The following is a 24,287-nucleotide window of genomic DNA, read 5'->3' as shown; positions in this document are numbered from 1 at the left end:
CGTACGCGGATTGGTACGTGATTATGCTCGATATCTACGTGTATTACCCCCGTCGCCTGGAGCTGACGCCCCCGCGCCAGGTCGGCCAGGTGCTGGCGCCGTCGCGGTACGCCGATCATGGGGTCGGCGAGCAGGAGCATACCGCGGGCCGGGACGCCGAGGATGCCTGGGTGCGCGATGCCATGCAGCGCCGCGGCCGGCAGCGGCGTCCGCAGCGCGCCGGCACGGCGGAAACGCCGGCGGAGCCGGCCGAGGAGGCTGACGACCGGCGCGTCGCCGACCGCCGTTCCGCTGACCGCCGCTCCTCCCGGGACGAGCCGCCGCGTTCGGGCGGGACCATCGATACCTTCGTCTGAGCCAGGTCAGTCGTCCGCCACCACCGCCTTGCCGCCGCCGCGCGGGTCGCTCTCGGCGGCCATCCGGCTCTCGCCCCGGTGCCACATCACCACCTGCATGTCGCCGTACCGGCGCAGCATGGGTCGCACCGTGTGGCCCATCTCCACCAGGGCGCGGCGCGTGTCCACGGAGATGGCGCCGGGCTCGTGCTGAATGCGATCCGGCAGGTACTGGTGGTGATAGCGCGGTCGCGAGACCCAGAATTCCGGCTCCAGGCCGTCGACGAAGCTCATGGTCGCCAGCAGGACCTGGGTGATGATCCGGCTGCCGCCGGGGCTGCCGATGACGGCCACGCGGTCGTCCGTCTCCAGGAACGTCGGCGTCATGCTGGACAGGGGGCGCTTGCCCGGCTCGATGGCGTTGGCCTCGCCGCCGACCAGGCCGTAGGCATTGGGCTCGCCCGGCCGCGTGGCGAAGTCGTCCATCTCGTTGTTCAGAACCACGCCCGAGCCCGGCGGCATGAACCCGGAGCCGAAGGGGTAGTTGATGGACAGCGTCGCCCCTACGCGGTTGCCGTCGGCGTCGATGATGGAGAAATGCGTGGTATTCCGGCCGCCGCCTTGGGCATCCTCCAGGGCCTCGCTCGGGGTGGCCCGCTCCGGGTCCAGGCTCTGCGCCAGGTTGCGCGCGTGCTCCCGGCTCAGCAGGCGCTCCCGCGGGATGTCGACGAAATCCGGGTCGCCCAGGTACAGGCGGCGATCGCGGTAGGCGCGGCGCATTGCCTCCACCTGGAGGTGGATGCGCTGTACTTCGGTGGCATCGTGGACATCGTACCCGGCGAGGGTGTTGAGCATGGTGACCAGGCCGATGCCTCCGGCCGAGGGCGGCGCCGCGGAGGTCACCCGGACGCCGCGGTAGTCGCCGCGCACGGGCTCGCGCTCGACGACGGCGTAGTCCTGCAGGTCCTCCCGCGTCCAGATGCCGCCGGCCTCCCGGGTTCCGGCGACCAGGCGCTCGGCCACCGCGCCGTCGTAGAAGCCCGCCAGGCCGTCGTCCGCCAGGCGCTCCAGGGTCAGGGCCAGGTCGGTCTGTACCAGGGTGTCGCCGACCTCGGGGACGTCGCCGTCGTCCAGGAACACCGCGGCGGCTGCCGGGGACTCGCGCAGGGCGTCGCGGCGGAAGTAGGCCATGCGCTGGTAGTGCTCGGTTACCGGAATGCCCTCGCGGGCATGCCGGATCGCCGGTGCCAGGTTCTCGGCGAGACTCCGGTTGCCGTACTCCCGGGTGATATGCACCAGCGCCGCCGGGGTTCCGGGGATTCCGGCGGCGCGCGGGCCGTCCAGGGAGTCCCGTTCGCGCAGCTCGCCGTCATCATTCTGGTACATGGTCCGGGTGGCGGCGCCGGGCGCCTCCTCGCGGCCGTCCACCATGACCTGGTGACCGTCGGCCTGCCGGTGCAGGAGCCAGAATCCGCCGCCGCCCAGGCCCGAGCCGTAGGGCTCCACCACCGCCAGGGTGGCGGTGGCCGTCACGGCGGCATCGAAGGCGTTGCCGCCGTTGTCCAGGGTCTCCAGCGCGGCTTCGGTGGCCAGCGGGTGGGCCGTGGCCACCGCCGCGCCCGGAGGATCGGCCGCGGCGCTGCCCGGGAAGGTGACGACGAGGAGGAGGGCGGCCAGGACTCCCTTGCAGCATGCGCGCATCATCGGGATCACCCCTGCAGGCGGTTCGCCAGGGCCTCGGCGACGCGGGGATGGACGAACCGCTCGATGTCTCCGCCCAGCGCCGCCACCTCGCGGACCAGGCTGGAGGAGATGTAGGCATATTCTTCCGAGGGCGTGAGGAAGACGGTCTCCACGTCCTTGATCAGCTGGCGGTTCATGCTGGCCAGCTGGAACTCGTACTCGAAGTCGGAGACGGCCCGCAGCCCGCGGAGGATGACCTGGGCGTTCTCCTTGGCCACGAAGTGCGCCAGCAGCGTATCGAAGGCCTTTACCTCGATGTTGGGGATGTGCTCCAGGGCGATACGGGCCAGCCCCAGGCGCTCGTCGTTGGTGAACGCGGGCTTCTTGGTCGGGCTGGGGAAGGCCGCGACGCCGATGATGAGCCGGTCGAAGATCCTGGCCCCCCGCTCCACCAGGTCGATGTGGCCGTTGGTGATGGGGTCGAAGGTGCCCGGGTAGATGGCTGTGACGCTCATGTGCTGGCCCTGTGTTTTACCGTTTAGGAAACGCTGAACAATTCCCGCGTGCCTCTGCGCTTCACGGCGGCGCTCTGGCAAGGCGGCGTTCGCAGTGAATGGCCGTCGCCCTTTACAAGAACGCCAACGCAGCCCAGAGCGCCGCCGTGAAGCGCCCTTCGGGGCCGCACAGCACGCCTGCAGCCATCGTTGTGCTGCTTGACTGTACCAGCCAGTACAGCGCTGCGCAGCCCGCCTCGTCTGCAGGCGTGCTGTGCGGCCAGAGGCGCGCGCGAATCGTTCAGCGTTTCCTTAAAGGGCTTCTCATCAAACCATCCGCCGGGCCCGCAATCAATCGCCGCCGGCCACCGCGAACAGCCGCATGGTCGCGTCGCCCGCCGTCCGCGCGCGGAGCTCGTGCCAGTCGCCGGGAACGGGCGGGGCGTGCTGGCGCGCGTGCTCGACGTAGATGCGGGTGCCGGCACGCAGCCAGTCGCCGGCCGCCAGCGCCCGGCAGGCGGGCTCCAGCAGGTCGCCGGCGAAGGGCGGGTCCAGGAAGACCACGTCCACGGGATGCCCGGGGCCGCGCAGCAGGGCGACGGCGTCGCCGTTGTGCACCCGGACCCGGTCACCTGCCTGCAGGAGGCCGACGTTGTCGCGCAGCTGCGCCGCGGCCTTGCGGTTGCGCTCGACCAGAAGCACCGAGGCGGCGCCCCGGGAGGCGGCTTCCAGGCCCAGGGCGCCGCTGCCGGCGAACAGGTCCAGGCAGTGGCTGCCCGGCAGCAGCGGCTGCAGCCAGTTGAACAGGGTCTCGCGGTTACTGTCCGCGGTGGGGCGCAGGCCCGGGCCGTCGGCGAAGCGCAGCCGACGGCCCCGCCAGGTGCCGGCGATGATCCGCACCTGGTTGCGGCCCCGCGAGCTCACTGCTCGCCTTCGTCCGCCGTCTCGCCTTCCGCGTCCCTGGGGCCGACGATGACCGTGACGAACGACTCCGGCTCCAGGTGCTGCTGCATGGCGGCGACCATGGCCTCCCGGTCCACCTCCTTGATGCGCTCCGGGAACCGCTCCAGGTAGTCCAGCGGCAGGTCGTGGAAGGCGATATTGGCGACGTAGGCGAGAATGTTGCGGTTGCCTGCCAGCTGCAGGGGGAAGCTGCCGGTGATGTTCTCGACGGCCCGCTCGCGCTCGTCCGGCTCCGGCCCCTCGTTGCGCAGGGACGTCACCGTGTCGCGGAGCACCTCCAGCGCCTCCGACGTGCGGTCGCTGCGGATCTGGGTGCTGATCAGGAACGGGCCGGCCCGCTCCATGGGAGTGAACCGGCTGCCCACGCTGTACGACAGCCCCCGTTCCTCGCGCATCTGCTGGGCGAGACGGCTCACCAGGCCGCTGCCGCCGAGGATGTGGTTGGCCGTGTACAGGGCGAAGTGGTCCTCGTTGCCCCGGGCGTAGCCCACCTGGCCCATCATGACGTGGCTCTGGCTGCTGTCGAAGGGGATGTGGATGGTCTCTCCCGCCCGGACGCTGGGTCCGGGCTTCGGCAGCGGCTCCGGCGCGGCTCCCGGGCGCAGGCTCTCGCCCAGGTGATTGGCGATGGCCTCGGCCTCGGCGCGGCTGAGATCGCCGACGATGGCCAGGGTGGCATTGCCGCGCACGTAGTAGTCGCGGTAGAAGCCGCGCACGTCGGCCCGCTCCAGGGCGTTGAGGCTCTCTTCCGTGCCGCCGGGCGGATGGCCGTAGGGATGATCCCCGTACAGCGCCTCCCAGAACGCCTCCTGGGCCCGGTAGCCCGGGTCCTGGCGGTTGTTGCGCAAGGCCGTGAGCATGCGCTGGCGCTCGCGGTCGACAGCGGCCCCGGGGAAATCCGGCTCGCCGACGACCAGGCTCAGGGCCTCGACCGCCGCGCTCATGGTCTCCGGGTCGTTCAGCGTACGCAGCCGCACGCTGGCCGAATCGCGGTCGCTGCTGGCGGAAAAGCGGGCGCCCTGGTCCTCGAAGCGCCGCGCGATCGCGCCGGCATCCAGCCCCGCCGCGCCTTCGCCGAGAACGTTGCTGGTCAGGCGGGCCAGGCCCGGGTGCTCGCCGTCCCGGGCGGAGCCGGCATCGAAGGTGAGCTCCAGGTCCACCATGGGCAGGGCGGTGGTGCGCACGAAGTAGACCTCGAGGCCCTCGTCGGCGGTCCAGTGGCGGATGTCGGGGGTGGCGGCGGCGCGGCCGGAGGCGGCCAGCGCCAGGAGCACCAGGAGGCCGGCGACGAGCCCGGTGCGCGTGGAGAGAATACGACGCGGTGCCATGGTTACTCCTTATTGGTCGCTCGGGTTTCCGGTCGGCCCGGGGGGACGACGGATTGCGGGGCAGCGGGGGCGTCGTCGCTGCGCTCCAGGTGGCCCACGGTCAGGCGGTCGTCGACGAGATACTCGCGGGCGACCGCGCGCACGTCCTCACGGGTGACCGCGGCGAGTCGCTCCTCGAAGCGGTTCATGGCCTCGTAGCCGATGCCGGTGGTCTCCAGCATGCCGATCTCCGTCGCCTGCCGGGACAGGGAGTCCAGGCGGTAGACGTACTCGGCGCGCAGCTGGACCCGGGCGCGCCGCAGCTCTTCCTCGGTGATGCCGTCCTCGCGCACCCGGCGGATTTCCTTGCGCAGGGCCTCCTCCAGCTCCGCCAGCGAGGTGTCGCCGGTGGGACGTGCATGGAACTGGAAGTGGGTGTCCAGCCGGTTGATGCTGCTGTAGCCGGCACCGACGCTGGCGGCGATCTCGCGGCCGCGGACCAGCTCGCTGGGCAGGCGGGCGCTCTCGCCGCCGTCCAGGACCTGGGCGAGCACGCTCAGCGCGTAGGTCGTGCCCGGGTCCTCGGCCGTCGCCAGCGACGGTACGTGGTAGCCCATGAGCAGGAACGGGGTGGCATTGGGGTGGTGCACCGTCAGGCGGCGCTCCCCCAGGGGCTCGATCTCGCCGTGGTCCTTGAGCTCCGGGGTGGCGCGCGGCTCCAGCGGCCCGTAGTGCTTCTCGGCCAGCTCGCGGACGGCCTCGGGCTCCACGTCCCCGACCACCACCAGCACCGCGTTGTTGATGCCGTACCAGTCCCGGTACCAGCCGCGCACGTCGTCCAGGGTGAGCTGGTTGAGATCCCCTTGCCAGCCGATGATCGGCTGGCGATAGGGGCTGCGATGCCAGGCGACGGCGTTGAAGCGCTCCTGCAGCACCGAGGTCGGGTTGTCGTCCACCCGCAGCCGGCGCTCCTCCTTGATCACGTCGAGCTCGCGCTGGAACTCGTCCGGGTCGAAGACGATGTTCGCCAGGCGGTCGGCTTCCAGCTCCATGGCGATCTCCAGGCGGTCCGCGCCCATCTCCTCGTAGTAGGCGGTGTAGTCGCGGCCGGTGAAGGCGTTCAGCTCGCCCCCGTGCCGGGAGATGATCCGCGAGAAGCTGCCGCTCTCGCGGTTCTCCGTGCCCTTGAACATCATGTGCTCCAGGGCGTGGGAGACGCCGGTGGTGCCGGGCTGCTCGTAGCTGGAGCCGACGGGGAACCAGACCTGGTGGATGACCACCGGTGCCCGGTCGTCGGGCCTGACGATGATCTCCATGCCGTTGTCCAGCTCGAAGGTCTCGATGTCCGTGTCCAGGGTGGCGCCGGCGGCAGTGCCGGCGAACAGGCTGCCGGCGGCCAGCAGGGCGAGACAGGATCGCAGCATGGTGGCAGTCGCTCGCTTGTTGGTTCGTGTTCCCGGTGAGGCGCCCGGGCCGTGGGTGGTAGGATACGTCATCCACCCGCAGGGAGGGACCACGACAACCATGTTCGGGTTCGGAAAAAACAGGCCGGCCGAGGGCACCGGCGACGATGCCGCGGCGGCGGGCAAGGACCGGCCCGGGTTCTTCGGGCGCCTGCGGGAGCGGCTCGGCAAGACCCGCTCGGGGCTGACCGAGGGGCTCGCCACCGCCTTTCTCGGCCGCAAGACCATCGACGACGAGCTGCTGGAGGACCTGGAGACCCGGCTGCTCATGGCGGACGTGGGGGTCGAGGCCACCACCCGCATCATCGAGAGCATGACCGAGCGCGTCCGCCGGCGGGAGCTGGACGACATGGGCGCGCTGATGCGGGCCCTGCGCGAGGACATGATCGCCATGCTCGCTCCCTGCGAGCAGCCGCTGGTGCCGGAGAACCCGGACGGCCCCTTCGTGGTGCTCACCGTGGGGGTCAACGGCACCGGCAAGACTACCACCATCGGCAAGCTCGCCAGCCGCTACCGCGACGAGGGGCGCTCCGTGCTGCTGGCCGCCGGCGATACCTTCCGGGCGGCGGCGGTGGAGCAGCTCCAGCTGTGGGGCGAGCGCACCGGGATCCCGGTCATCGCCCAGCACACCGGCGCCGATTCCGCATCGGTGATCTACGATGCCCACCAGGCCGCGCAGGCCCGGGGGACCGATGTGCTCATCGCCGACACCGCCGGCCGTCTGCACACCCAGGGCAATCTCATGGACGAGCTGCGCAAGGTCCGCCGTGTGCTGGGGCGGCTGGACGAGGGCGCGCCCCAGGAGGTGCTGCTGGTGCTGGACGCCAGCACCGGCCAGAACGCCCTGTCCCAGGCCCAGCACTTCCAGGAGGCCGTGGGCGTGACCGGGCTGATCCTCACCAAGCTGGACGGTACCGCCAAGGGCGGCGTGATCTTCGCCATCGCCCACCGCCTCGGGCTGCCCATCCGCTACATTGGCGTCGGCGAGCGCCCGGAGGACCTGCAGCCGTTCCGGGCGGAGGAGTTCGTCGACGCCCTGCTGGGCGATGCCCTGGGGGCGGAGCAGTAGCGGTGCGATGATCGAGTTCGACGGTGTCGGCAAGCAGTACCCCGGGGGCCACGAGGCGCTGCGCGGCCTGTCGTTCCGCGTCGACCCGGGCGAGCTGGTCTTTCTCACCGGCCACTCCGGGGCGGGCAAGAGCACCCTGCTGCGCCTGATCCCGCTGCTCGAGCGTCCCAGCCGCGGGCAGATCGTTCTCAACGGCATCAATCTGGCGCGGCTGGCCCGCCGCCGGATCCCCTACCTGCGCCGGCGGGTGGGCATGATCTTCCAGGATCACCGCCTGCTGTACGACCGCACGGTCTACGCCAATGTCGCCCTGCCGCTGGTGATCGCCGGTACGCCGGCCGCCGACATCGGCCGGCGCGTGCGCGCGGCCCTGGACAAGGTGGGGCTGCTGCACCGGGAGACCGCCTACCCGGTGACGCTGTCCGGCGGTGAGCAGCAGCGGGTGGGCATCGCCCGGGCCGTGGTGACGCGCCCGCCCATCCTGCTGGCGGACGAGCCCACCGGGAACCTGGATCCGGAGCTCTCCGAGGAGATCATGGGCCTGTTCGAGGCATTCAACCGCGTGGGCGTCACCGTGCTCATCGCCAGCCACGACCTGGGCCTGATCCAGCGGCTGGGACATCGCTACCTGCGCCTGTCCGAGGGGCGCCTGGTGGGTGACACCCTCAACGACGGAGCAGGCGGCTAACCATGGCCCGAGGGCGGCAGCAGCGCAGCAGCCGGACGCGCCGCAGCGCCCCGGGCGGAGGCCGGCTGCGGGCCTGGGGGGCGGATCACGCCCGTGCGGCCATCGGCGCCCTGGGGCGGCTGTCCCGCAGCCGTGTCGCCAGCGGCATGACCGCCGGCGTGCTGGGCGTGGCGCTGGCCCTGCCGGCCGCCTTCCTGCTGGCGCTGGACAACCTGGAGCGCCACGCCAGCGGCTGGGACGACGGCGCCCAGATCTCGCTGTTCCTGCAGGAAGAGACCTCCCCGGACGAGCAGCAGGGGTTGGCGGAGGAGATCCTGCAGCGCCCGGAGGTGCAGCGCACGCGGACCGTGACCCCGGAGCAGGCCCTGGCGGAGTTCCGCGAGCTCTCGGAGATGGACGACGCCGTGGCGATGCTGGACGACAACCCGCTGCCGCCGCTGGTGGTGGTCTACCCCGAGCCGGGCACGCCGGCGGGGGCCGTCGAGGCGCTGACCCGTGAGCTGGGCCGCAAGCCCGCCGTCGCCCGGGCAAGGCTGGATCTGGAGTGGGTGCAGCGGCTGCAGGCCATCATGGAGCTCTCCCGCCGCATCGCCTGGCTGGTGGCGGTTCTGCTCGCCCTGGCCGTGGTCATGGTCGTGGGCAACACCATCCGCCTGGCCATCGAGAACCGCCGGGAGGAGATCGTGGTCACCAAGCTGATCGGCGGAACCGATGCCTTCATCCGGCGTCCATTCCTGTACGAGGGGGCCTGGTACGGGCTCCTCGGCGGCGTGCTGGCGGTCATCCTGGTGGAAGGCGGCCGGCTCGTGCTCAGCGGCCCGCTGGAGCGGCTCGCCGAGCTCTACCGCACCGGTCCCCTGCTGACGGGTCTGGGGCTGGACGGGATCCTGCTGGTCTGGCTGGCCGGCGTCGGCCTGGGGCTGTGCGGCTCCTGGGTCGCGGTCGGGCGGCATCTGGCGGCTATCGAGCCGCGCTGAGGCCGGTAATGGGACGGCCCTTGAAAACGCGTGTGCCGGGCCGCATGTGCAACAGTGGTGGCGAGCGCTCCGGCGCAGGCCATCCGATGCAGCTCCGATCAGGACTGCGCAGGAACTTCTGCTGCGTTTAGCACTCAAACGGGGTGACTGCTAAACTGGAGGCGGCAGTAAAGAGGGGGAGTAACGATGGGTACTGCACTGACGCAGACTGCAATGCATCAGGTACCGCTGCGTGCCGGCAGCGAAGAGGCCTACATCCAGGCCGTGAACCAGATTCCCGTTCTGAGCGCCGAGGAAGAGCACGAGCTCGCGGTGGAATACCGCGACCACGAGAACATCGACGCGGCCCGGCAGCTGGTGCTCGCGCATCTGCGGTTCGTCGTGCACATCGCCCGGGGCTACAACGGCTACGGTCTGCCCCTGGCGGATCTCATCCAGGAAGGCAATATCGGCCTGATGAAGGCGGTCAAGCGCTTCGACCCGGAGGTCAAGGTGCGCCTTGTCTCCTTCGCCGTGCACTGGATCCGGGCCGAGATCCACGAGTACATCCTGCGCAACTGGCGCATCGTCAAGGTCGCGACCACCAAGGCCCAGCGCAAGCTGTTCTTCAACCTGCGCAGCTCCAAGAAGCGCCTGGGCTGGATGACCCGCGAGGAAGTCGACACGGTCGCCAGCGACCTCGGCGTCAAGCCGGAGACGGTGCTGGAGATGGAGTCCCGGCTCAGCGGGCAGGACATGGCGTTCGATCCGCAGCCGGACAGCGACGGCGACGAGGACACGGTGATCCGTGCCCCGGCGGCGTACCTCACCGACCACCGCATGGACCCGGCGGCGCAGATCGAGGCCGACGACTGGGACGATCACCAGGTGGATTCGCTCAACGCCGCCGTGGAGCGACTGGACGACCGCAGCCGGGATATCGTCCAGCGGCGCTGGCTGGCCGAGCAGAAGACCACGCTGCAGGAGCTGGCCGACAAGTACGGCGTCTCCGCCGAGCGCGTGCGCCAGCTCGAGAAGAACGCCATGAACAAGCTCAAGGCCGCCATGGCGGCCTGAGCCCCGGCCCGGCGCTGTTCTCTTCTCCCTTACTGCGTCGCGCGTGCCACCCCTTCGGCCGGCTGTCCCCGGGGCAGCCGGCCTACATGGTTGCGGTGTCGGTCCAGTCCACCGACACCCCCAGCCGCTCCCGCAGCGATTGCTCGTCGATGTCGCCCAGCTCCCGCTCGCCGTCCAGCCAGGTGTCGGCGGTCATGAGCGCCTTGCGTACGCCGCCGCCGTCCAGCGGCATGAACAGGAACACCTGCATGCCGTAGGATTCGCGTCCCACGGTGACGTCCCACTGCCGGCCCTGCTCGTCGCTGAAACGGCGCATGATGCCCCTCGCGCTGGTCCGATCGAGCCGCCATCATACTAGCCCGCGTTCCGCCAGGGACACCGGCGCACCGTCGCCGATGACGAAATGGTCCAGCAGGCGCACGTCCACCAGCGCCAGCGCATCCCGGAGCCGTCGCGTGATCTGCTCGTCCGCCCGGCTCGGCTCCGTCACGCCCGAGGGATGGTTGTGCGCGGCGATCACCGCCGCGGCATTGAGCGCCAGCGCCCGGCGCACGATCTCCCGCGGGTAGACCGCGGCGGCGTCGATGGTGCCGTGGAACATCTCCTCGAAGCGCAGCACGCGGTGGCGGTTGTCCAGGAACAGGCAGCCGAAGACTTCCCTTTGCTGGTGGCGCAGCTGCGCCCGCAGGTACTCTGCCGTGGCCCGGGGGCTGGTGAGCGCCTCGCCGCGGTCCAGCTCAGTGGCCAGGTAGCGCCGCGCCATGGCGAGCACCGCCTGAAGCTGCGTGTACTTGGCGTCGCCGAGCCCGGGGTAGGCACAGAACTGCTCGCGGTCGGCCTCCAGCAGGCCGCGCAGGCCGTCGAAGCGGGTGAGCAGCTCCCGGGCCAGCGCCACGGCGCTGACGCCGCGGTGGCCGGTGCGTAGGAAGATGGCCAGCAGCTCGGCATCCGACAGGGTGTCCGCGCCGTGCTCCAGCAGACGCTCCCGCGGCCGTTCCGTGGCGGGCCAGTCCGTGATCGCCATGGTGGTCTCTCCCGATCTCGTCCGTGAGTCGAACCCCTTGTAGCCGTTCCGCCCGCCGCAATGCAACCCGGCCCCGTTACGCAACGCCGGTATATCCCGTACACTCTGGTGTCCCGAGTTGGACCTGTGCGCCATGACTGAGCTCGACGGCAAGAACATCCTCCTGGGCGTGACCGGCGGCATCGCGGCCTACAAGAGCGCCGACCTGGTGCGCCGGCTCCGCGATGCCGGGGCCGACGTGCGCGTGGTCATGACCCGCGGCGCCGAGGAATTCGTGCGGCCGCTCACCTACCAGGCGGTGTCCGGCAATCCGGTGCACACCAGCCTCCTGGATCCGGATGCCGAGGCGGCCATGGGGCATATCGAGCTGGCCCGGTGGGCCGACGCAGTGCTCATCGCGCCCGCCAGCGCCGACGTCATCGCGCGCCTGGCCCAGGGGCTGGCCGACGACCTGCTGACCACCCTGTGCCTGGCCACGGAAGCGCCGCTGGTGCTGGCGCCGGCCATGAACCGGATCATGTGGGCGCATCCCGCCACCCAGGCCAACGTCGCCCGCCTGCGCGAGCGCAGCGCCACCATCCTGGGGCCCGGCGCCGGGGACCAGGCGTGCGGGGAGGTCGGCGACGGCCGCATGCTGGAGCCCCTGGAGCTGGTGGCCGGGCTGGCGGCGCTGTTCCCCGGCACGGAGCTGACCGGCACCCGCGTGCTGATTACCGCCGGGCCCACGCGCGAGGCCATCGACCCGGTACGCTATATCAGCAACCGCAGCTCGGGGCGCATGGGCTTCGCCCTGGCCGCCGCCGCCGCCCGCGCCGGCGCGCGGGTGACCCTGGTGGCCGGGCCGGTGACGCTGGCGACCCCGGCGGGCGTGGAGCGCGTGGACGTGGAATCCGCGCAGCAGATGCACGAGGCGGTCATGGAGCGCGTCGACGCCTGCGACGTGTTCATCGCCTGCGCGGCGGTGGCGGACTACCGCGTCGCCACGCCGGCCGAGGCCAAGATCAAGAAGCAGGACGCGGACATGGAGCTGGCACTGGTGCGCAATCCGGACATTCTCGCCGACGTGGCCGCCCGGCAACGGCCCCCGTTCACCGTGGGCTTCGCCGCGGAGACCCACGCCATGCAGGCCCATGCTGAGGACAAGCGGCGGCGCAAGGGGCTGGACATGATCGCCGCCAACTGGGTCGGGCGGCCCGAGGGCGGCTTCGATACCGAGGACAATGCCCTGGAGGTCACCTGGGAAGGCGGCGGTATCTCCCTGGGGCCCAAGGCCAAGACGCGCCTGGCCGCGGAGCTGGTCGACGTGGTGGCGGACCGCTACCGCCAGAAGACGGCGCACGCCGGGGGGCCGGCATGACGGACACCGTGGACGTACGCATCCTGGATGCCCGCCTGGAGCGGGAGTGGGGTCTGCCCGACTACGCCACCGACGGTGCCGCCGGGGTCGACCTGCGCGCCTGCCTGGAGGAAGACACCGAGCTGGCGCCCGGCCAGACGCTGCTGATTCCCACCGGGCTGGCCATCCATATCGGCGATCCGGGCGTGGCGGCGACGATCCTGCCCCGCTCCGGGCTGGGGCACAAGCACGGCATCGTCCTGGGGAACCTGGTGGGGCTCATCGACTCGGACTACCAGGGCCAGGTGTTCGTGTCCTGCTGGAACCGCAGTGACCGGGGCTACACCATCGAGCCCGGCGACCGCATCGCGCAGCTGGTGTTCGTGCCGGTGGTACGCCCCGCGCTGCGCGTGGTGGACGACTTCGAGACCAGTGAGCGGGGGGCCGGCGGCTTCGGCCACTCCGGCCGGCGCTGAACAGGGACAACCTGCAGGAAACGGTATGAAGCGCGGGAACAGGGAGGCAAGGCAGCCGCGTCGCCAGGGACGCTCCGGACCGGCGGGGATCATGGCCCTGACCGCGGCGCTGATTCTGGTCGTCGCGCTGGGGGCACTGTGGCTGGTCGCGGACGGTACCGGCCAGGCGCGGCAGGCGGAGCGCGCGCGCCTGGGCGCCGCGACCTCCGGGCTGCTGGCGGATCGCCTGGGCACGGCGGTGGCGGATGTGCGCCGGCGCCTGGAGCTGGCCGCGGAGCAGCCCGCCATCGCCGCCGCCGTGGCCGACGGCAGCCAGGAGCGCATGAACGACGCCGTGGCGACCCTGGAGCCGGCATTTCCGCGGGCGCTGCGCATCGCCCTGGTGCCGGCCGGGTTCGACCGGGCCGACCGCGACGCCGATCCGCCCGTGGGCTACGCCCTTCTCGACATGCTGCGCGCCGCCGAGCGGGACGCGGCCCCGGTGGGGCCCGAGGGGCATCTGCTCGGGGGCGCGGACGCCCACATCAACCTGGTACATCCGGTGCGCACCGAGGGGGCCGTGGTCGGCCACGTCATCGTCGCCCTGGCGCCGGACTGGCTGGCGCGGCATCTGCAGCCGGGCGACGGGCCGGACGGCGGCCGGGTGGAGCTGGTCCAGGACGGCGCCCGCGTGCTGGCCCGCGGCAGCACGGGGCCGGCCGCGACCGCGTATACCGCGGCCGTGCCGGAGACGTCCTGGCAGGTGCGCTATACGCCCGCAGCATCCCGGGGCGGCGCGCCGCCGCTGGCCGATCGGTGGTTCCTGACGATCGCCGGGGTGGCGGCCGTGCTGATCCTGCTGATCGCGGCCGTGGCCAACCGCGCCCTGGGGCGTGTCATGCCCGCCGATACGGAGGCGGATACCGCGGCCGAGCCGGCGGCGCCCGTCCCCGAGCCGGCGCCCGAGGAGCCGCCGCGCTCGCACCCAGGGAACGACGGCGGCATCCGCGTGGAAGAGCTTGACGCCGAGCCGTCCGCGGACGATACCGATCCCGAGGCTGCCCAGGTGGCGGCGGCCGAGCAAGACAAGGAGCCTGCCGTGAACGTGGATCCCAGCCTGTTCCGTGCCTATGACATCCGCGGCGTCGTCGGCAGGACGCTGTCCGCCGACGTCGTGCGGGAGATCGGCCGCAGCATCGGCAGCGAGGCCGCCGCCCGCGGCTGTACCGAGGTGGTGGTGGGCCGCGACGGGCGCCTGTCCAGCCCCGAGCTGGCCGAGGCGCTGGTGGAGGGGTTGCGCACGACCGGTCGCCACGTCATCGACATCGGCCAGGTGCCCACCCCGGTGATGTACTTCGCCACCCACCACCTGGGGACCGGAACCGGCGTGGAGATCACGGGCAGCCACAATCCCCCGGACTACAACGGCATGAAGATCATGATCGCCGGCGAGACGCTCTCCGGCGAGGCGATCACCGGCCTGTACCGGCGTATCCGGGCCGGGGACCTGGTGGAGGGCGAGGGGCAGGTGCGCCGCCAGGACGTCGCCGAGGACTACATCGACGCCATTGCCAGCGACATCACCCTGCACCGCCCGCTGCGCGTCGTCGTCGACGCCGGCAACGGCGTCGCCGGGGCGATCGCGCCGCGCGTCCTGGAGGCCATCGGCTGCGAGGTGGAGCCGCTGTACTGCGAGGTCGACGGCAACTTCCCCAACCACCATCCCGACCCCAGCGACCCGCACAACCTCGAGGCCCTGATCCGCCTGGTGCGGCTGCAGCAGGCGGATGTCGGCCTGGCGTTCGACGGCGACGGCGACCGGCTGGGCGTGGTGGATGCCACCGGCAAGATCATCTGGGCGGACCGCCAGATGATGCTCTATGCGCGGGATGTGCTGATCCGCAACCCGGGCGCCGACATCGTCTTCGACGTCAAGTGCTCGTCCCAGCTCGCCCAGGTGATCACCGACAATGCCGGGGTGCCGGTGATGTGGCGCACGGGGCACTCGCTGATCAAGGGCAAGCTGAAGGAGAGCGGCGCGCCGCTGGCCGGCGAGATGAGCGGTCACATCTTCTTCAACGACCGCTGGCCGGGCTTCGATGACGGCATCTACACCGCGGCGCGCCTGCTGGAGATCCTGTCCATGGAGGAGCTCTCCAGCACCGAGGTGTTCGCCGCCCTGCCCGAGGCGGTGAGCACGCCGGAGATCAAGGTCGACCTCCAGGAGGGCGAGCCGCCGCAGGTGATCGAGCGGCTGGTCGCCGCGGCGTCGTTCCCGGATGCCCGCGTAACGACCATCGACGGCCTGCGCGTGGACTTCGCCGACGGCTGGGGCCTGGTGCGCTCGAGCAACACCACGCCGTGCCTGGTGCTGCGCTTCGAGGGTGACGACCAGCAGGCCCTGGAGCGGATCCAGGCGCGCTTCCGGGAGCTGCTGCTGGAGGCGCGCCCCGGCCTGGAACTGCCGTTCTAGGATGGGGAGTTTTCAGTGTTCAGCTTGCAGTGTTCAGCAACCGGAATGGAGGGTGGGAGGTGATCGGAAAGGCGCATTGCCCGCGGGAGCCAGATCCAGCAAGCTCTTCAACTGAAAACTGAAAACTCCAAGCTATGCGAGAGCCGACACCGCACCCATGACCACCTCCAAGACCCCCGCCGAAGTCGCCGAAGTCCTCACGGAGGCGCTGCCGTACATCCGCCGCTTCCACGGCAAGACCATCGTGGTGAAGTTCGGCGGCAATGCCATGGTGGACGATGCCCTCAAGCAGAGCTTCGCCCGCGACATCGTGCTCATGAAGCTGGTGGGCTTCAATCCGGTGGTCGTCCACGGCGGCGGGCCCCAGATCGGCCAGCTGCTGGAGCGCATCGGCAAGAAGACCGAGTTCATCGACGGCATGCGGGTGACCGACGCCGAGACCATGGACGTGGTGGAGATGGTGCTCGGCGGCCTGGTGAACAAGGAGATCGTCCAGCTCATCAACGCCCAGGGCGGCCGGGCCGTGGGGCTGACCGGCAAGGACGGCGGGCTCATCCGCGCCCGGCAGCTGCGGCTGCAGGGGGTCGGTGCGGAGAGCCCCGGCAGCGAGCAGCCCGATATCGGTCACGTGGGCGAGGTCGCTTCCATCGATGCCTCCGTGGTGAACATGCTCGACACCGGCGAGTTCATTCCCGTCATCGCGCCCATCGGCGTGGGGGATGACGGTCGGGGGTACAACATCAACGCCGACCTGGTCGCCGGCAAGCTGGCGGAGGTCCTGGATGCCGAGAAGCTCATCCTGCTGACCAACACCCCCGGCCTGCTGGACCAGCAGGGCAGCCTGCTCACGGGGCTGGATGCCGCGCGGGTCGAGGAGCTCATCGGCGACGGCACCATCCAGGGAGGCATGCTGCCGAAGATCCGGTGCGCGCTGGAAGCGGTGCAGTCCGGCGTGCGCGCGGCCCATATCATCGACGGCCGCGTGGATCACGCCGTGCTGCTGGAGCTTTTCACGGACCGGGGCGTCGGCACGCTGATCCAGGGACCCGGGGCGGCATAGCGTCGCGCGGCGGGGCGGGATCAGCCGTCGTCGCGCGCCTGCAGCTCCCGGAAGCGCTCGATGTGGTCGCCGAAGGTCTCGCGGATGTCCTCCATGTCCGCCCGGTGCCGCTCGATGAACTCCTGCTGGCGCTGGATGCGCCCTTCGATCTGGTCGATGCGCTCGTAGACGGGGCCGGGATTGCCGTTGGCCATGCGTTCCTGGCGGGCGGCATCGCTCTCCAGGCGCTCCAGCTCCTCGCGGTAGCGGGCGATGCGGCTGCGCGAGAGCTCGATGGTGGCCTCGAGATTCTCCAGGCGCTCGTCCCGCGCCTCCTGCACCGCCTCGACACTGGTGTAGGTCCGCCGCAGCATGCGGTCGTACTTGGCCTGCTCCCTGGCCTCCTCGCGGCGCAGGGCCTCCGCCTCGCGTTCCTGGCGCCGGCGTTCCCGCTCCAGCGCGCGCTCCTCCTCCGACAGGGCCGCGTCCACCTTCTCTAGGTGCCGTCCCGCGCGATCGTAGATATCCCGCGCGTCCGGCGCCCGCTCGGCGGGCAGGGTGTCGCTGTAGTGCACGTTGCCGTCCTCGTCGGTCCAGCGGTAGAGCTCTTCGGCACCCAGCGGGCTCCACAGGACGACCGCCCCAAGAACCACCAAGCTGGCGGTACGGGCGGGCTTGCGCCCTCTGCGCGTGCACCGGACCGTCAACGGCATGGCTACCTCCCTGCGATGGTTGTCCCGGAGTCGGCAGTGTACTCGGAAACGGTCGTGGTGACGCAAATCGGAGACAGACCCGCGATCGCCGCGCGGCTACCGTGCCAGCGTGCGGGCCAGCTCGAGCCATGCCTCCGGCAGCACCTTGCGCTCGCGGCCGACCCGCTCCAGCGGCGTGGTCGCAATGGCGCCGTCGCGGATCCCGAGCATGATGTCGCTGTGGCCGCCCTGGATGTGGTCCACGGCGCTGGCGCCCAGCACCGAGGCGAGAACGCGGTCGTGGCCGCTGGGATTGCCGCCGCGCTGGACGTGGCCCAGGATGCAGGCCCGGGCGGGATGCCCCAGGGCGCCCAGCTCGGCGGCCAGCCGGGTGGTGTAGCTGGGGTCGGTGCCCTCGGCGACTACCACGAGGCTGCTGGCCTTCTCCCGGGTACGGGTGCCGGCGATGCGGGTCATCAGGGCATCGCCGGTGATCGCCTGGTCGGGCAGCAGGATGGCTTCCGCGCCCCCGGCGATGCCCACCGACAGGGCGATGAATCCCGAGCTCCGGCCCATGACCTCCACCAGGAACAGGCGGTCGTGGGAGTGGGCGGTGTCGCGGATGCGGTCGATGGCCTCCAGGGCGGTGTTCACCGCGGTGTCGAAGCCGATGCTGTCCTCCGTGCCCACGATGTCGTTGTCGATGGTCCCCGGCAGGCCGACCACGGACAGCCCCGACTCCCGGGCCAGGTGATGGGCCCCGGTCAGGGAGCCGTCGCCGCCGATGACCACCACGCCGTCCACGCCCTGGGCGCGCAGGTCGTCCGCGGTCCGGGCGCGCACCTCCGGGTCGAGAAAGGCCTCGCAGCGGTCCGTCTTGAGAATGGTGCCGCCGCGCTGGAGGATACTGCCCACCGAGCCCATGCTCAGCGGCTGCAGCTGGCCGTGGACCAGGCCGCTGAAGCCCCGTTCCGCCGCCAGCACCTCGATCCCGCGGGAGCCGGCGGTGCGCGTGATCGCGCGTACGGCCGCGTTCATGCCGGGGGCGTCGCCGCCGCTGGTGAGCACGGCCAGCCGGCGGATGGTCCGGGTGACGGGAATGTCAGGGGGCGTCCACACGATTCAGTCTCCATTGTCGTCTGCCAGGGTGAGTATCCGGTAGCCGGCGCGCCAGAGCTGCCAGCCGCTGTACAGACCCGGGGATACCTCGACATGATACAGGCCGCTGGCAGGATACAGGTGCGCCTGGTCGTCGCCGACGGCGGCCTGCAGCTGCCTGCTGTGCCCGATGGGGATGACGCGGTCCTGCGTGCCGTGGATCAGGACCAGCCGGGCTTGCAGCCGGGACAGGTCACGGCGGGCCAGGTCCAGCGCCTCGATGGTCGCGCGCACGTCCGCCGGCAGCGCCTCCAGCAGCTCCGGTACGCGCTCGGGGTCGGTGTTCGTCACCAGCGCGTATACCGCCCGCCCGTCTGCGCTCAGCCCGGCCCGCAGCGCGCTCACGTCGGCCCCCGGTGATTCCAGGCGGCGCTCGGCGATGGCGCGCAGCCGCTCCCGGTCCCCGGCCCTGTCGAGCCGGTCCAGCTGGCTCCGCAGGACGACCCACCGCGCCTGGCGGCGGGCGTCCGTCATGGCGCGCCGCTCGCCGCTGTACGGGTCCAGGCCCGTGGTGACGTACGTGATCGCCTTGTCCAGGTCGTAGTAGCCGCCGACGGCGACCACGAAGCGGAGCTCGTCGGCGACGGCCGGCCGGGTGGCGGCGATGATCGCCGGTCCCACGGCGAAGCTGAAGGCCATCAGGCCCACGGGCGGCTCGGCGAGGTCGTCGGGATCCCGGAGCGCGTATGCCACGCTGTCGCGGATGGTGCGGGCGTCGTCCATGCTCACCGACAGGGTCCGCGGTCCCTCGACGTCCGGCGCGATGACGACGAACCCGAGCCGGGCCATGCTGTTGGCGAAGGCGACCAGCCGGGGGTCGCGGCGGCCCTCCTCGGTGAAGCCGTGGATGAGCACCAGCGTGGCGCGCGGGGCCCGGTCGGCGGGCCGGTAGACGTCCGCTACATGCGTTCGCCCGTCCATGGTGTAGCCTACCGGCGTACGCTCCGGGGCTGCCGTCGTGGCCTGGAGGCGGCTCGACGCGCCTTGCGACTGGAGGTCGTCGAGCACCAGGTAGCTCTCGTAGCCCCGGTGGATGCTGCCGCAACCAGCGAGGGCGGCCATGCAGGCGGCGAGAAACACGAGCCTTGCCAGACGCCGCAGGAGAAGGGGCATGATGGCAGCGGGCGTGATCGCCCTGGCGGTGCTGGGCGCGTACCTCGCAGTCATGGGCCTACTGTACGGGATGCAGTCGCGGCTGATCCATCTGCCCGGCGTGCCGGGGCGGGCGATCGCGGCGACACCGGACGAGCACGGACTGCCCTGGGAAGAGGTGACACTGCGCACCGAGGACGGGGTGCGTCTGCACGGCTGGTTCGTGCCCGGGCCGGGAGGCGAGGCGCGGTGGACATTCGTCTTCTTCCACGGCAACGCCGGGAACATCAGCCACCGGCTGGACAGCCTGGTGCTGTTCCACGAGCTGGGTGTCGCTACGCTGATCATCGACTATCGCGGCTACGGCCGCAGCGGGGGACAGCCGAGCGAGCAGGGACTCTACCGGGATGCGCGAGCCGCCTGGCAGTACCTGGTGGAGGAGCGCGGCCTCCCGCCGGGGGAGATCATCGCCTTCGGCCGCTCCCTGGGCGCCGCCGTGGCAGCACACCTGGCGGCCGAGCGGCCCGTGGGCGGGCTGGTGCTGGAGTCGGCGTTCACGTCGGCGCCGGATCTCGGCGCCGAGCTCTATCCCGTCTTCCCGGTGCGCATGCTGGCACGGTTCCGGTATCCGACCCGGGCGCTGGTGGACGATGTGGATGCGCCGGTACTGGTGGTGCACAGCCCCGACGACGACATCGTGCCCTTCCGTCACGGCAGGGCCATCTACGACGCCGCCCCGGAGCCGAAGACCTTCCTGCGTATTCAGGGCGATCACAACACGGGGTTTCTGCGCAGCCGGGCGACGTACATGGACGGGCTCGCCGCCTGGCTGGGTCGCCTGCCGCGCGACCGGCCGGAGTGAGCGCGACCGCCCAGCGGCAGCGGATAACGGGGACGGCGCCCGGGTCGGCGCTCGCCGGTGCCCGTTTTGCTACTTGCGGCGGCGGCTGTTGACCACGGAGATCATGGTCGCCGCCGTCGGGAATCCCTGGAGGTCCTCAGCCCCGCCGTTGTCCTCGGCCTGTTCCTGCTCGTCCCGGGCGGCGAGGTCCTGCTCGAGGCGCTGCACCAGTGGTCGCAGGTGCTTCAGCTTCACGGGCAGCGCCAGGCTGTGCTGCGGCTCCTCCGGCGGCGTGGTGCTGCACCACACGGGAACCGCGTCCGTGATGGCATCCCAGGCGGCCCGGCCCTGCTCGTCATCCATGCCCACGAAGACGACCTGGGCCCCGGACGGCTCGGCCTCCTCCCACTGGCCGTCGTCCGCGTGCAGCAGGCTTAGGATGGAACGCAGGATGGAGTGGTCGTGATCACTGAGATGCAGTACGGCATACGTGCGCGTCGCCACGGTCGATCTCCTTGTTCGTTCGCCCGTTTCGGTGCCCCGGGGCTGCGGCGACGAGGCGGGAAACGAGGCCCGGTCCCGGCGGAGCGGCCGGGGCGACCGCGGGACGTGTTAACAGGCCCTGGTACCCCCGTCACCGTTTCATGGTGTGAGCGGGTGGGGCGAAAATCCGTGAAACAGGCCTCAGAATGGCGGAGTGCTGATGGGCCCGGGCGGCGTTGCCGCCGACGCCGCTCAGCGGCCGCCGGCACCGCTCGCCGCGCCGTAGCGCTGCCGGTAGGCGCGGATGTCGGCCAGAGAGGCGTCGTGGTCGCCGCGCTCGGTCAGCCACTGGACCAGGTCGTCCAGGTCCACGATGGGGGCCACGGGGACGCCGTGGTTCTGCCGCACCTGGTCCACGGCCGAGGCCTCGCCGCTGCCGCGCTCCTTGCGGTCCAGGGCGATGGCGACCCCGGCGAACTCCGCGCCCGCGGCACGGATCAGCGCGGCGGACTCGCTCACCGAGGTTCCCGCGGAGATGACGTCGTCGATGACCAGAACCCGCCCGGCCAGGGGGGCACCCACGATGCTGCCGCCCTCGCCGTGGTCCTTGGCCTCCTTGCGGTTGAACGCCCAGGGCACGTCGCGGCCGTGCTCGTCCGCCAGCGCGACGGCCGTGGCGCTGGCCAGCGGAATGCCCTTGTAGGCGGGCCCGAACAGCATGTCGAAGGCGATCCCCGAGGCCATGATGGCGCGGGCGTAGTACCGGCCCAGCGCGGCCAGGGAGCGCCCGGTGTTGAACAGCCCGGCATTGAAGAAATAGGGGCTGATGCGGCCGGACTTGAGCTCGAACTCGCCGAAACGGAGCACGTTCCGCTCCAGGGCGAAGTCGAGGAATTCCTGCTGGTACGGTTCCATGGGCGAAGCCTGTGCTCGTGGTTTGCCGCAAGCTGCGAACTGAAAACTGAAAACGTCTATCCCGTATTGCGCATACCCGCGGCGATGCCGTTGATGCATACCTGCAGGGCCTTGCGCAGGTGCTCCTCGTTGCGGTGGCGCACGCGGTGGAGCAGCTCCACCTGCAGGCGGTTGAGCGGATCCACGTAGGGGTTGCGCACGTCCACCGAGCGGCGCACCACCGGGAAGTCCGCCAGCGGCCGGTCGTGTTCGGTGACGGTGAGAACGGCCTCCAGGGTCGCCCGGTAGCGCTCGCGCAGATCCTCGCCCAACGGCTGCAGCTCCTCGGGGACCAGCCGCCGATCGTACTGGCCTGCCACGTCCGGGTCCCCCTTGGCGAGAACCATTTCCACCATGTCCAGGAAGGCGTGGAAGAACGGCCACTCGCGGAACATGGTCTGCAGCTCGCCGGTGCGGCCCTCCGCCTGAGCCTCGCCCAGGGCCTCGCCGACGCCCAGCCAGGCGGGCAGCAGCAGGCGGGTCTGGGTCCAGCTGAAGATCCAGGGGATCGCCCGCAGGCTCTCGACCCCGCCGTCCTGCTTGCGCTTCGCCGGGCGCGAGCCGATGGTGAGCCCGGCGATCTCCTGCTCCGGCGTGGCGGCGCGGAAGTAGTCCACGAACCCGGGCGTGTGGCGCACGGTGCCGCGGTAGCTCGCCACGGCCGTCGCCGACAGGGCGTCCATGCGCTCGCGCCAGGCCTTGCGGGGTTCCGGCGGGGGCTGCAGCGTCGCCTCCAGCACGGCGGTGGTGTAGAGCTCCAGGTTGCGCAGGGCGATGCCGGGCAGGCCGAACTTCGCCTGGATGACCTCGCCCTGCTCGGTCACCCGCAGGGTGCCGTTCACCGACCCCGGGGGCTGGGACAGGATGGCGGCGTGGGTGGGCCCGCCGCCGCGGCCGATGGAACCGCCGCGGCCGTGGAACAGCGTCAGCGCCACGCCGTTGCGCCGGCAGCAGGCCACCAGCCGTTCCTGGGTCTGGTACAGGGCCCAGGCCGCGGTCAGGTGGCCGGCGTCCTTGCCGGAGTCGGAATAGCCGATCATGATCTCCTGGTGGCCGTTGATGCGGCCGCGGTACCAGTCGATCTCCAGCAGCCGCTCCAGGCAGTCCTCGGCGCCATTGAGGTCGTCCAGGGTCTCGAACAGCGGCACCACGCGCAGGTAGTGCCGCACGCCGGCCTCCTTCTGTAGCAGCTCCACCGCCAGGATGTCCGACGGCCGCGCCGCCATGGAGATGACGTACGCGCCCAGGCTCTCCGGCCCCTGCTCGGCGATGACGCGGAAGGTGTCCACGACCTCCTGGACGTCCTCCGACGGCTCGAAGCCCCTTGGGATGAGCGGCCGGGGGCTGTTGAGCTCGCGCACCAGGAAGGCCTGGCGCGCCTCCTCGTCCCAGGCAGCGTAATCCCCGAGCCCCAGGGCCTGCGTGATGGCGGCCAGGGTGTCGGTGTGGCGGCTGGCCTCCTGGCGGATGTCGATGCGCATCAGGGTCAGGCCGAAGCAGCTCAGCCGTCGCAGCAGGTCCAGCAGGCGGCCGTCGGCGACCACTCCGGCGCCGCAGCGGTGCAGGGAGTAGTAGCAGTCCTGCAGAGGCCGGCGCAGCTCGTCCGCGTGCTGGTAGATCTCGCCTTCCGGCGGGGCCTTGCCGTCCAGGCGCGCTTCCAGCCAGCGCAGGGTCAGCCGCAGGCGTGCGCGCACGCGCTTGAGCAGCACCCGGTAGGGCTCCCAGGCGTCCCCCACCTGCTCGCTGAGCTCGGCATCCCGGCACTGCAGGGACAGCTCGGAGATGAGCTGGCCCACCTCGCGCTCGTACAGGCTGGCCGCCTGCCAGCGGGCCATGAGGCAGGCGTTGCGGGTGACCCGGGCGGTGACGCGCGGGTTGCCGTCGCGGTCGCCGCCCATCCACGAGCCGAAGCGGATGGGGGCGACGTCCAGCGGCAGGCCCCGGCCGGTATGGTGGCGCAGGATGCGGTCCAGGCGCCGGGCGTGGCGGGGGATGGCGTTCCACAGGGTCTGCTCCACCACGGCATAGCCCCAGCGGGACTCATCCAGGGGCGATGGCCGGCGCTGGCGGATCTCGTCGGTGTACCAGGCGGCGGTGATCTCGCGCTTGAGCGCGGTGCCCAGCTCGTCCGTCTCTTCCGGGGTGAGATCGAAGCGGTCCTGGGTCTCCAGCAGGCTGGCGATGGTGTTGTGCTTCTGCAGCAGCGTGCGCCGCGTGATCTCCGTGGGGTGGGCGGTGAGCACCAGGCCCACCTGCATGTTGCACACGGCCTCGAACAGGTCGTCCGGGTCGGTGACCGCGGCCACCCGCGCGAATCCTTCCTCCAGGGAGCCGCGCAGCGGCCCGGAGTCGGGGTCCAGGGCCCAGGCCCGGCTGCGGCGCACCCGGTGGTGCTGCTCGGCGATGTTGGCCAGGTTGAGGAAGTGGGAGAAGGCGCGGACGACGGGCATGATCATCTCGTCGTCCAGCCCCGTGAGCGTCTCCTCGAGGCGCAGGGCCGCCTGGTCGTCGCCCTCCCGGGCCTGCTTGGCCAGGCGCCGGATGGTCTCGATGGTCTCGAACAGCTGCTGGCCGCCCTGCTCGCGGATCACGGCGCCGAGCAGGTCGCCCAGCTCGCGGATGTCGTCGCGCAGGGGTTGATCGGTACTGGTTCGGTCGGTCATGACGACCTCGGTGCTGCGTGTCCCGGGACTACCGGAGGGACC

General features: G+C 71.2%; 23 protein-coding genes. 10 read left to right on the top strand and 13 right to left on the bottom strand.

All coding sequences use genetic code 11. The features are described from left to right. Positions 1–17: 17 nt before the first annotated feature. A complete protein-coding gene (locus QWY84_RS01910; RefSeq protein ID WP_290200757.1) occupies positions 18–356 on the top strand; it encodes a hypothetical protein in 339 nt (112 codons plus the stop codon). 6 nt (positions 357–362) lie between these two features. Here QWY84_RS01910 and ggt read toward each other — a convergent pair whose 3' ends face one another. The 5 genes from ggt to QWY84_RS01885 form a co-directional block, all read right to left on the bottom strand. Further along, a complete protein-coding gene (ggt, locus tag QWY84_RS01905; protein ID WP_290200756.1) occupies positions 363–2,039 on the bottom strand; it encodes a gamma-glutamyltransferase in 1,677 nt (558 codons plus the stop codon). Between the two features lie 5 nt (positions 2,040–2,044). Then, positions 2,045–2,533 (bottom strand): pantetheine-phosphate adenylyltransferase, encoded by a 489-nt coding sequence (gene coaD / locus QWY84_RS01900; RefSeq protein WP_290200755.1) that lies wholly within the window; start codon positions 2,531–2,533, stop codon positions 2,045–2,047. A gap of 330 nt (positions 2,534–2,863) precedes the next feature. Beyond that, complete coding sequence (rsmD, locus tag QWY84_RS01895) at positions 2,864–3,436, bottom strand: 16S rRNA (guanine(966)-N(2))-methyltransferase RsmD (protein ID WP_290200754.1); 573 nt, start codon at positions 3,434–3,436, stop codon at positions 2,864–2,866. Then, positions 3,433–4,803 (bottom strand): M16 family metallopeptidase, encoded by a 1,371-nt coding sequence (locus QWY84_RS01890; protein ID WP_290200753.1) that lies wholly within the window; start codon positions 4,801–4,803, stop codon positions 3,433–3,435. Before QWY84_RS01890 ends, rsmD begins: the two co-directional genes overlap by 4 nt. A gap of 2 nt (positions 4,804–4,805) precedes the next feature. Continuing rightward, positions 4,806–6,206 carry a M16 family metallopeptidase gene (locus tag QWY84_RS01885; protein WP_290200752.1) on the bottom strand — a complete coding sequence of 467 codons (1,401 nt, stop codon included), beginning with the start codon at positions 6,204–6,206 and terminating at the stop codon, positions 4,806–4,808. A gap of 100 nt (positions 6,207–6,306) precedes the next feature. On the opposite strand from QWY84_RS01885, the gene ftsY reads away from it, so the two are divergent. From ftsY to rpoH, 4 genes are all read left to right on the top strand, one after another. Further along, on the top strand, positions 6,307–7,314 hold the full coding sequence (gene ftsY / locus QWY84_RS01880; RefSeq protein WP_290200751.1) for a signal recognition particle-docking protein FtsY: 1,008 nt from the start codon (positions 6,307–6,309) through the stop codon (positions 7,312–7,314). 7 nt (positions 7,315–7,321) lie between these two features. Further along, entirely contained in the window at positions 7,322–8,002 is a 681-nt protein-coding gene (gene ftsE, locus QWY84_RS01875) for a cell division ATP-binding protein FtsE (protein ID WP_290200750.1), read from the top strand. A gap of 2 nt (positions 8,003–8,004) precedes the next feature. Further along, positions 8,005–8,979 carry a permease-like cell division protein FtsX gene (gene ftsX, locus QWY84_RS01870; protein WP_290200749.1) on the top strand — a complete coding sequence of 325 codons (975 nt, stop codon included), beginning with the start codon at positions 8,005–8,007 and terminating at the stop codon, positions 8,977–8,979. Between the two features lie 213 nt (positions 8,980–9,192). After that, positions 9,193–10,035, top strand: coding sequence for an RNA polymerase sigma factor RpoH (rpoH, locus tag QWY84_RS01865; RefSeq protein ID WP_290200748.1), 843 nt, complete (start codon positions 9,193–9,195; stop codon positions 10,033–10,035). Positions 10,036–10,117: 82 nt separating this feature from the next. On the opposite strand, the gene QWY84_RS01860 is transcribed toward rpoH, so the two are convergent. Beyond that, on the bottom strand, positions 10,118–10,351 hold the full coding sequence (locus QWY84_RS01860; protein WP_290200747.1) for a hypothetical protein: 234 nt from the start codon (positions 10,349–10,351) through the stop codon (positions 10,118–10,120). 33 nt (positions 10,352–10,384) lie between these two features. Further along, positions 10,385–11,059, bottom strand: a complete 675-nt coding sequence (gene radC / locus QWY84_RS01855) for a RadC family protein (RefSeq protein WP_290200746.1) — start codon at positions 11,057–11,059, stop codon at positions 10,385–10,387. A gap of 133 nt (positions 11,060–11,192) precedes the next feature. On the opposite strand from radC, the gene coaBC reads away from it, so the two are divergent. The 4 genes from coaBC (at position 11,193) to argB (ending at position 16,383) form a co-directional block, all read left to right on the top strand. Beyond that, positions 11,193–12,416, top strand: coding sequence for a bifunctional phosphopantothenoylcysteine decarboxylase/phosphopantothenate--cysteine ligase CoaBC (gene coaBC, locus QWY84_RS01850; RefSeq protein ID WP_290200745.1), 1,224 nt, complete (start codon positions 11,193–11,195; stop codon positions 12,414–12,416). Then, positions 12,413–12,871 carry a dUTP diphosphatase gene (gene dut, locus QWY84_RS01845; RefSeq protein WP_290200744.1) on the top strand — a complete coding sequence of 153 codons (459 nt, stop codon included), beginning with the start codon at positions 12,413–12,415 and terminating at the stop codon, positions 12,869–12,871. Before coaBC ends, dut begins: the two co-directional genes overlap by 4 nt. 25 nt (positions 12,872–12,896) lie before the next feature. Then, a complete protein-coding gene (locus tag QWY84_RS01840; protein WP_290200743.1) occupies positions 12,897–15,323 on the top strand; it encodes a phosphomannomutase/phosphoglucomutase in 2,427 nt (808 codons plus the stop codon). A gap of 157 nt (positions 15,324–15,480) precedes the next feature. Then, complete coding sequence (gene argB, locus QWY84_RS01835) at positions 15,481–16,383, top strand: acetylglutamate kinase (RefSeq protein WP_290200742.1); 903 nt, start codon at positions 15,481–15,483, stop codon at positions 16,381–16,383. A gap of 20 nt (positions 16,384–16,403) precedes the next feature. On the opposite strand, the gene QWY84_RS01830 is transcribed toward argB, so the two are convergent. The 3 genes from QWY84_RS01830 to QWY84_RS01820 form a co-directional block, all read right to left on the bottom strand. Beyond that, the gene (locus tag QWY84_RS01830; RefSeq protein WP_290200741.1) at positions 16,404–17,075 is read right to left on the bottom strand and encodes a DUF4124 domain-containing protein; all 672 of its coding nucleotides are present in this window, start codon (positions 17,073–17,075) and stop codon (positions 16,404–16,406) included. A 96-nt stretch (positions 17,076–17,171) separates the two neighbouring features. Next, a complete protein-coding gene (locus QWY84_RS01825) occupies positions 17,172–18,173 on the bottom strand; it encodes an ATP-dependent 6-phosphofructokinase (RefSeq protein ID WP_290200740.1) in 1,002 nt (333 codons plus the stop codon). A 3-nt stretch (positions 18,174–18,176) separates the two neighbouring features. Beyond that, a complete protein-coding gene (locus tag QWY84_RS01820; protein WP_290200739.1) occupies positions 18,177–19,325 on the bottom strand; it encodes an alpha/beta hydrolase in 1,149 nt (382 codons plus the stop codon). A gap of 1 nt (position 19,326) precedes the next feature. Between QWY84_RS01820 and QWY84_RS01815 the strand changes: the two genes are divergently transcribed. Continuing rightward, entirely contained in the window at positions 19,327–20,166 is an 840-nt protein-coding gene (locus QWY84_RS01815) for an alpha/beta hydrolase (protein ID WP_290202660.1), read from the top strand. A gap of 69 nt (positions 20,167–20,235) precedes the next feature. Here the strand turns inward: QWY84_RS01815 and QWY84_RS01810 are convergent, their stop codons facing one another. The 3 genes from QWY84_RS01810 to ppc all read right to left on the bottom strand — a co-directional run bounded on the left by QWY84_RS01810 (position 20,236) and on the right by ppc (position 24,245). Further along, on the bottom strand, positions 20,236–20,649 hold the full coding sequence (locus QWY84_RS01810; RefSeq protein WP_290200738.1) for a hypothetical protein: 414 nt from the start codon (positions 20,647–20,649) through the stop codon (positions 20,236–20,238). A 231-nt stretch (positions 20,650–20,880) separates the two neighbouring features. Continuing rightward, positions 20,881–21,543: an orotate phosphoribosyltransferase gene (gene pyrE / locus QWY84_RS01805; protein WP_290200737.1), complete on the bottom strand. Its 663-nt coding sequence runs from the start codon at positions 21,541–21,543 to the stop codon at positions 20,881–20,883. A gap of 56 nt (positions 21,544–21,599) precedes the next feature. Next, the gene (ppc, locus tag QWY84_RS01800; protein ID WP_290200736.1) at positions 21,600–24,245 is read right to left on the bottom strand and encodes a phosphoenolpyruvate carboxylase; all 2,646 of its coding nucleotides are present in this window, start codon (positions 24,243–24,245) and stop codon (positions 21,600–21,602) included. Positions 24,246–24,287 lie beyond the last annotated feature (42 nt).

Origin of the sequence: Aquisalimonas lutea, from assembly GCF_030409225.1 — a bacterium.
Classification (GTDB): domain Bacteria; phylum Pseudomonadota; class Gammaproteobacteria; order Nitrococcales; family Aquisalimonadaceae; genus Aquisalimonas; species Aquisalimonas lutea.
The sequence above is the reverse complement of the archived record's forward strand: the minus strand, read 5'-3'. Positions and strand labels throughout refer to the sequence as shown.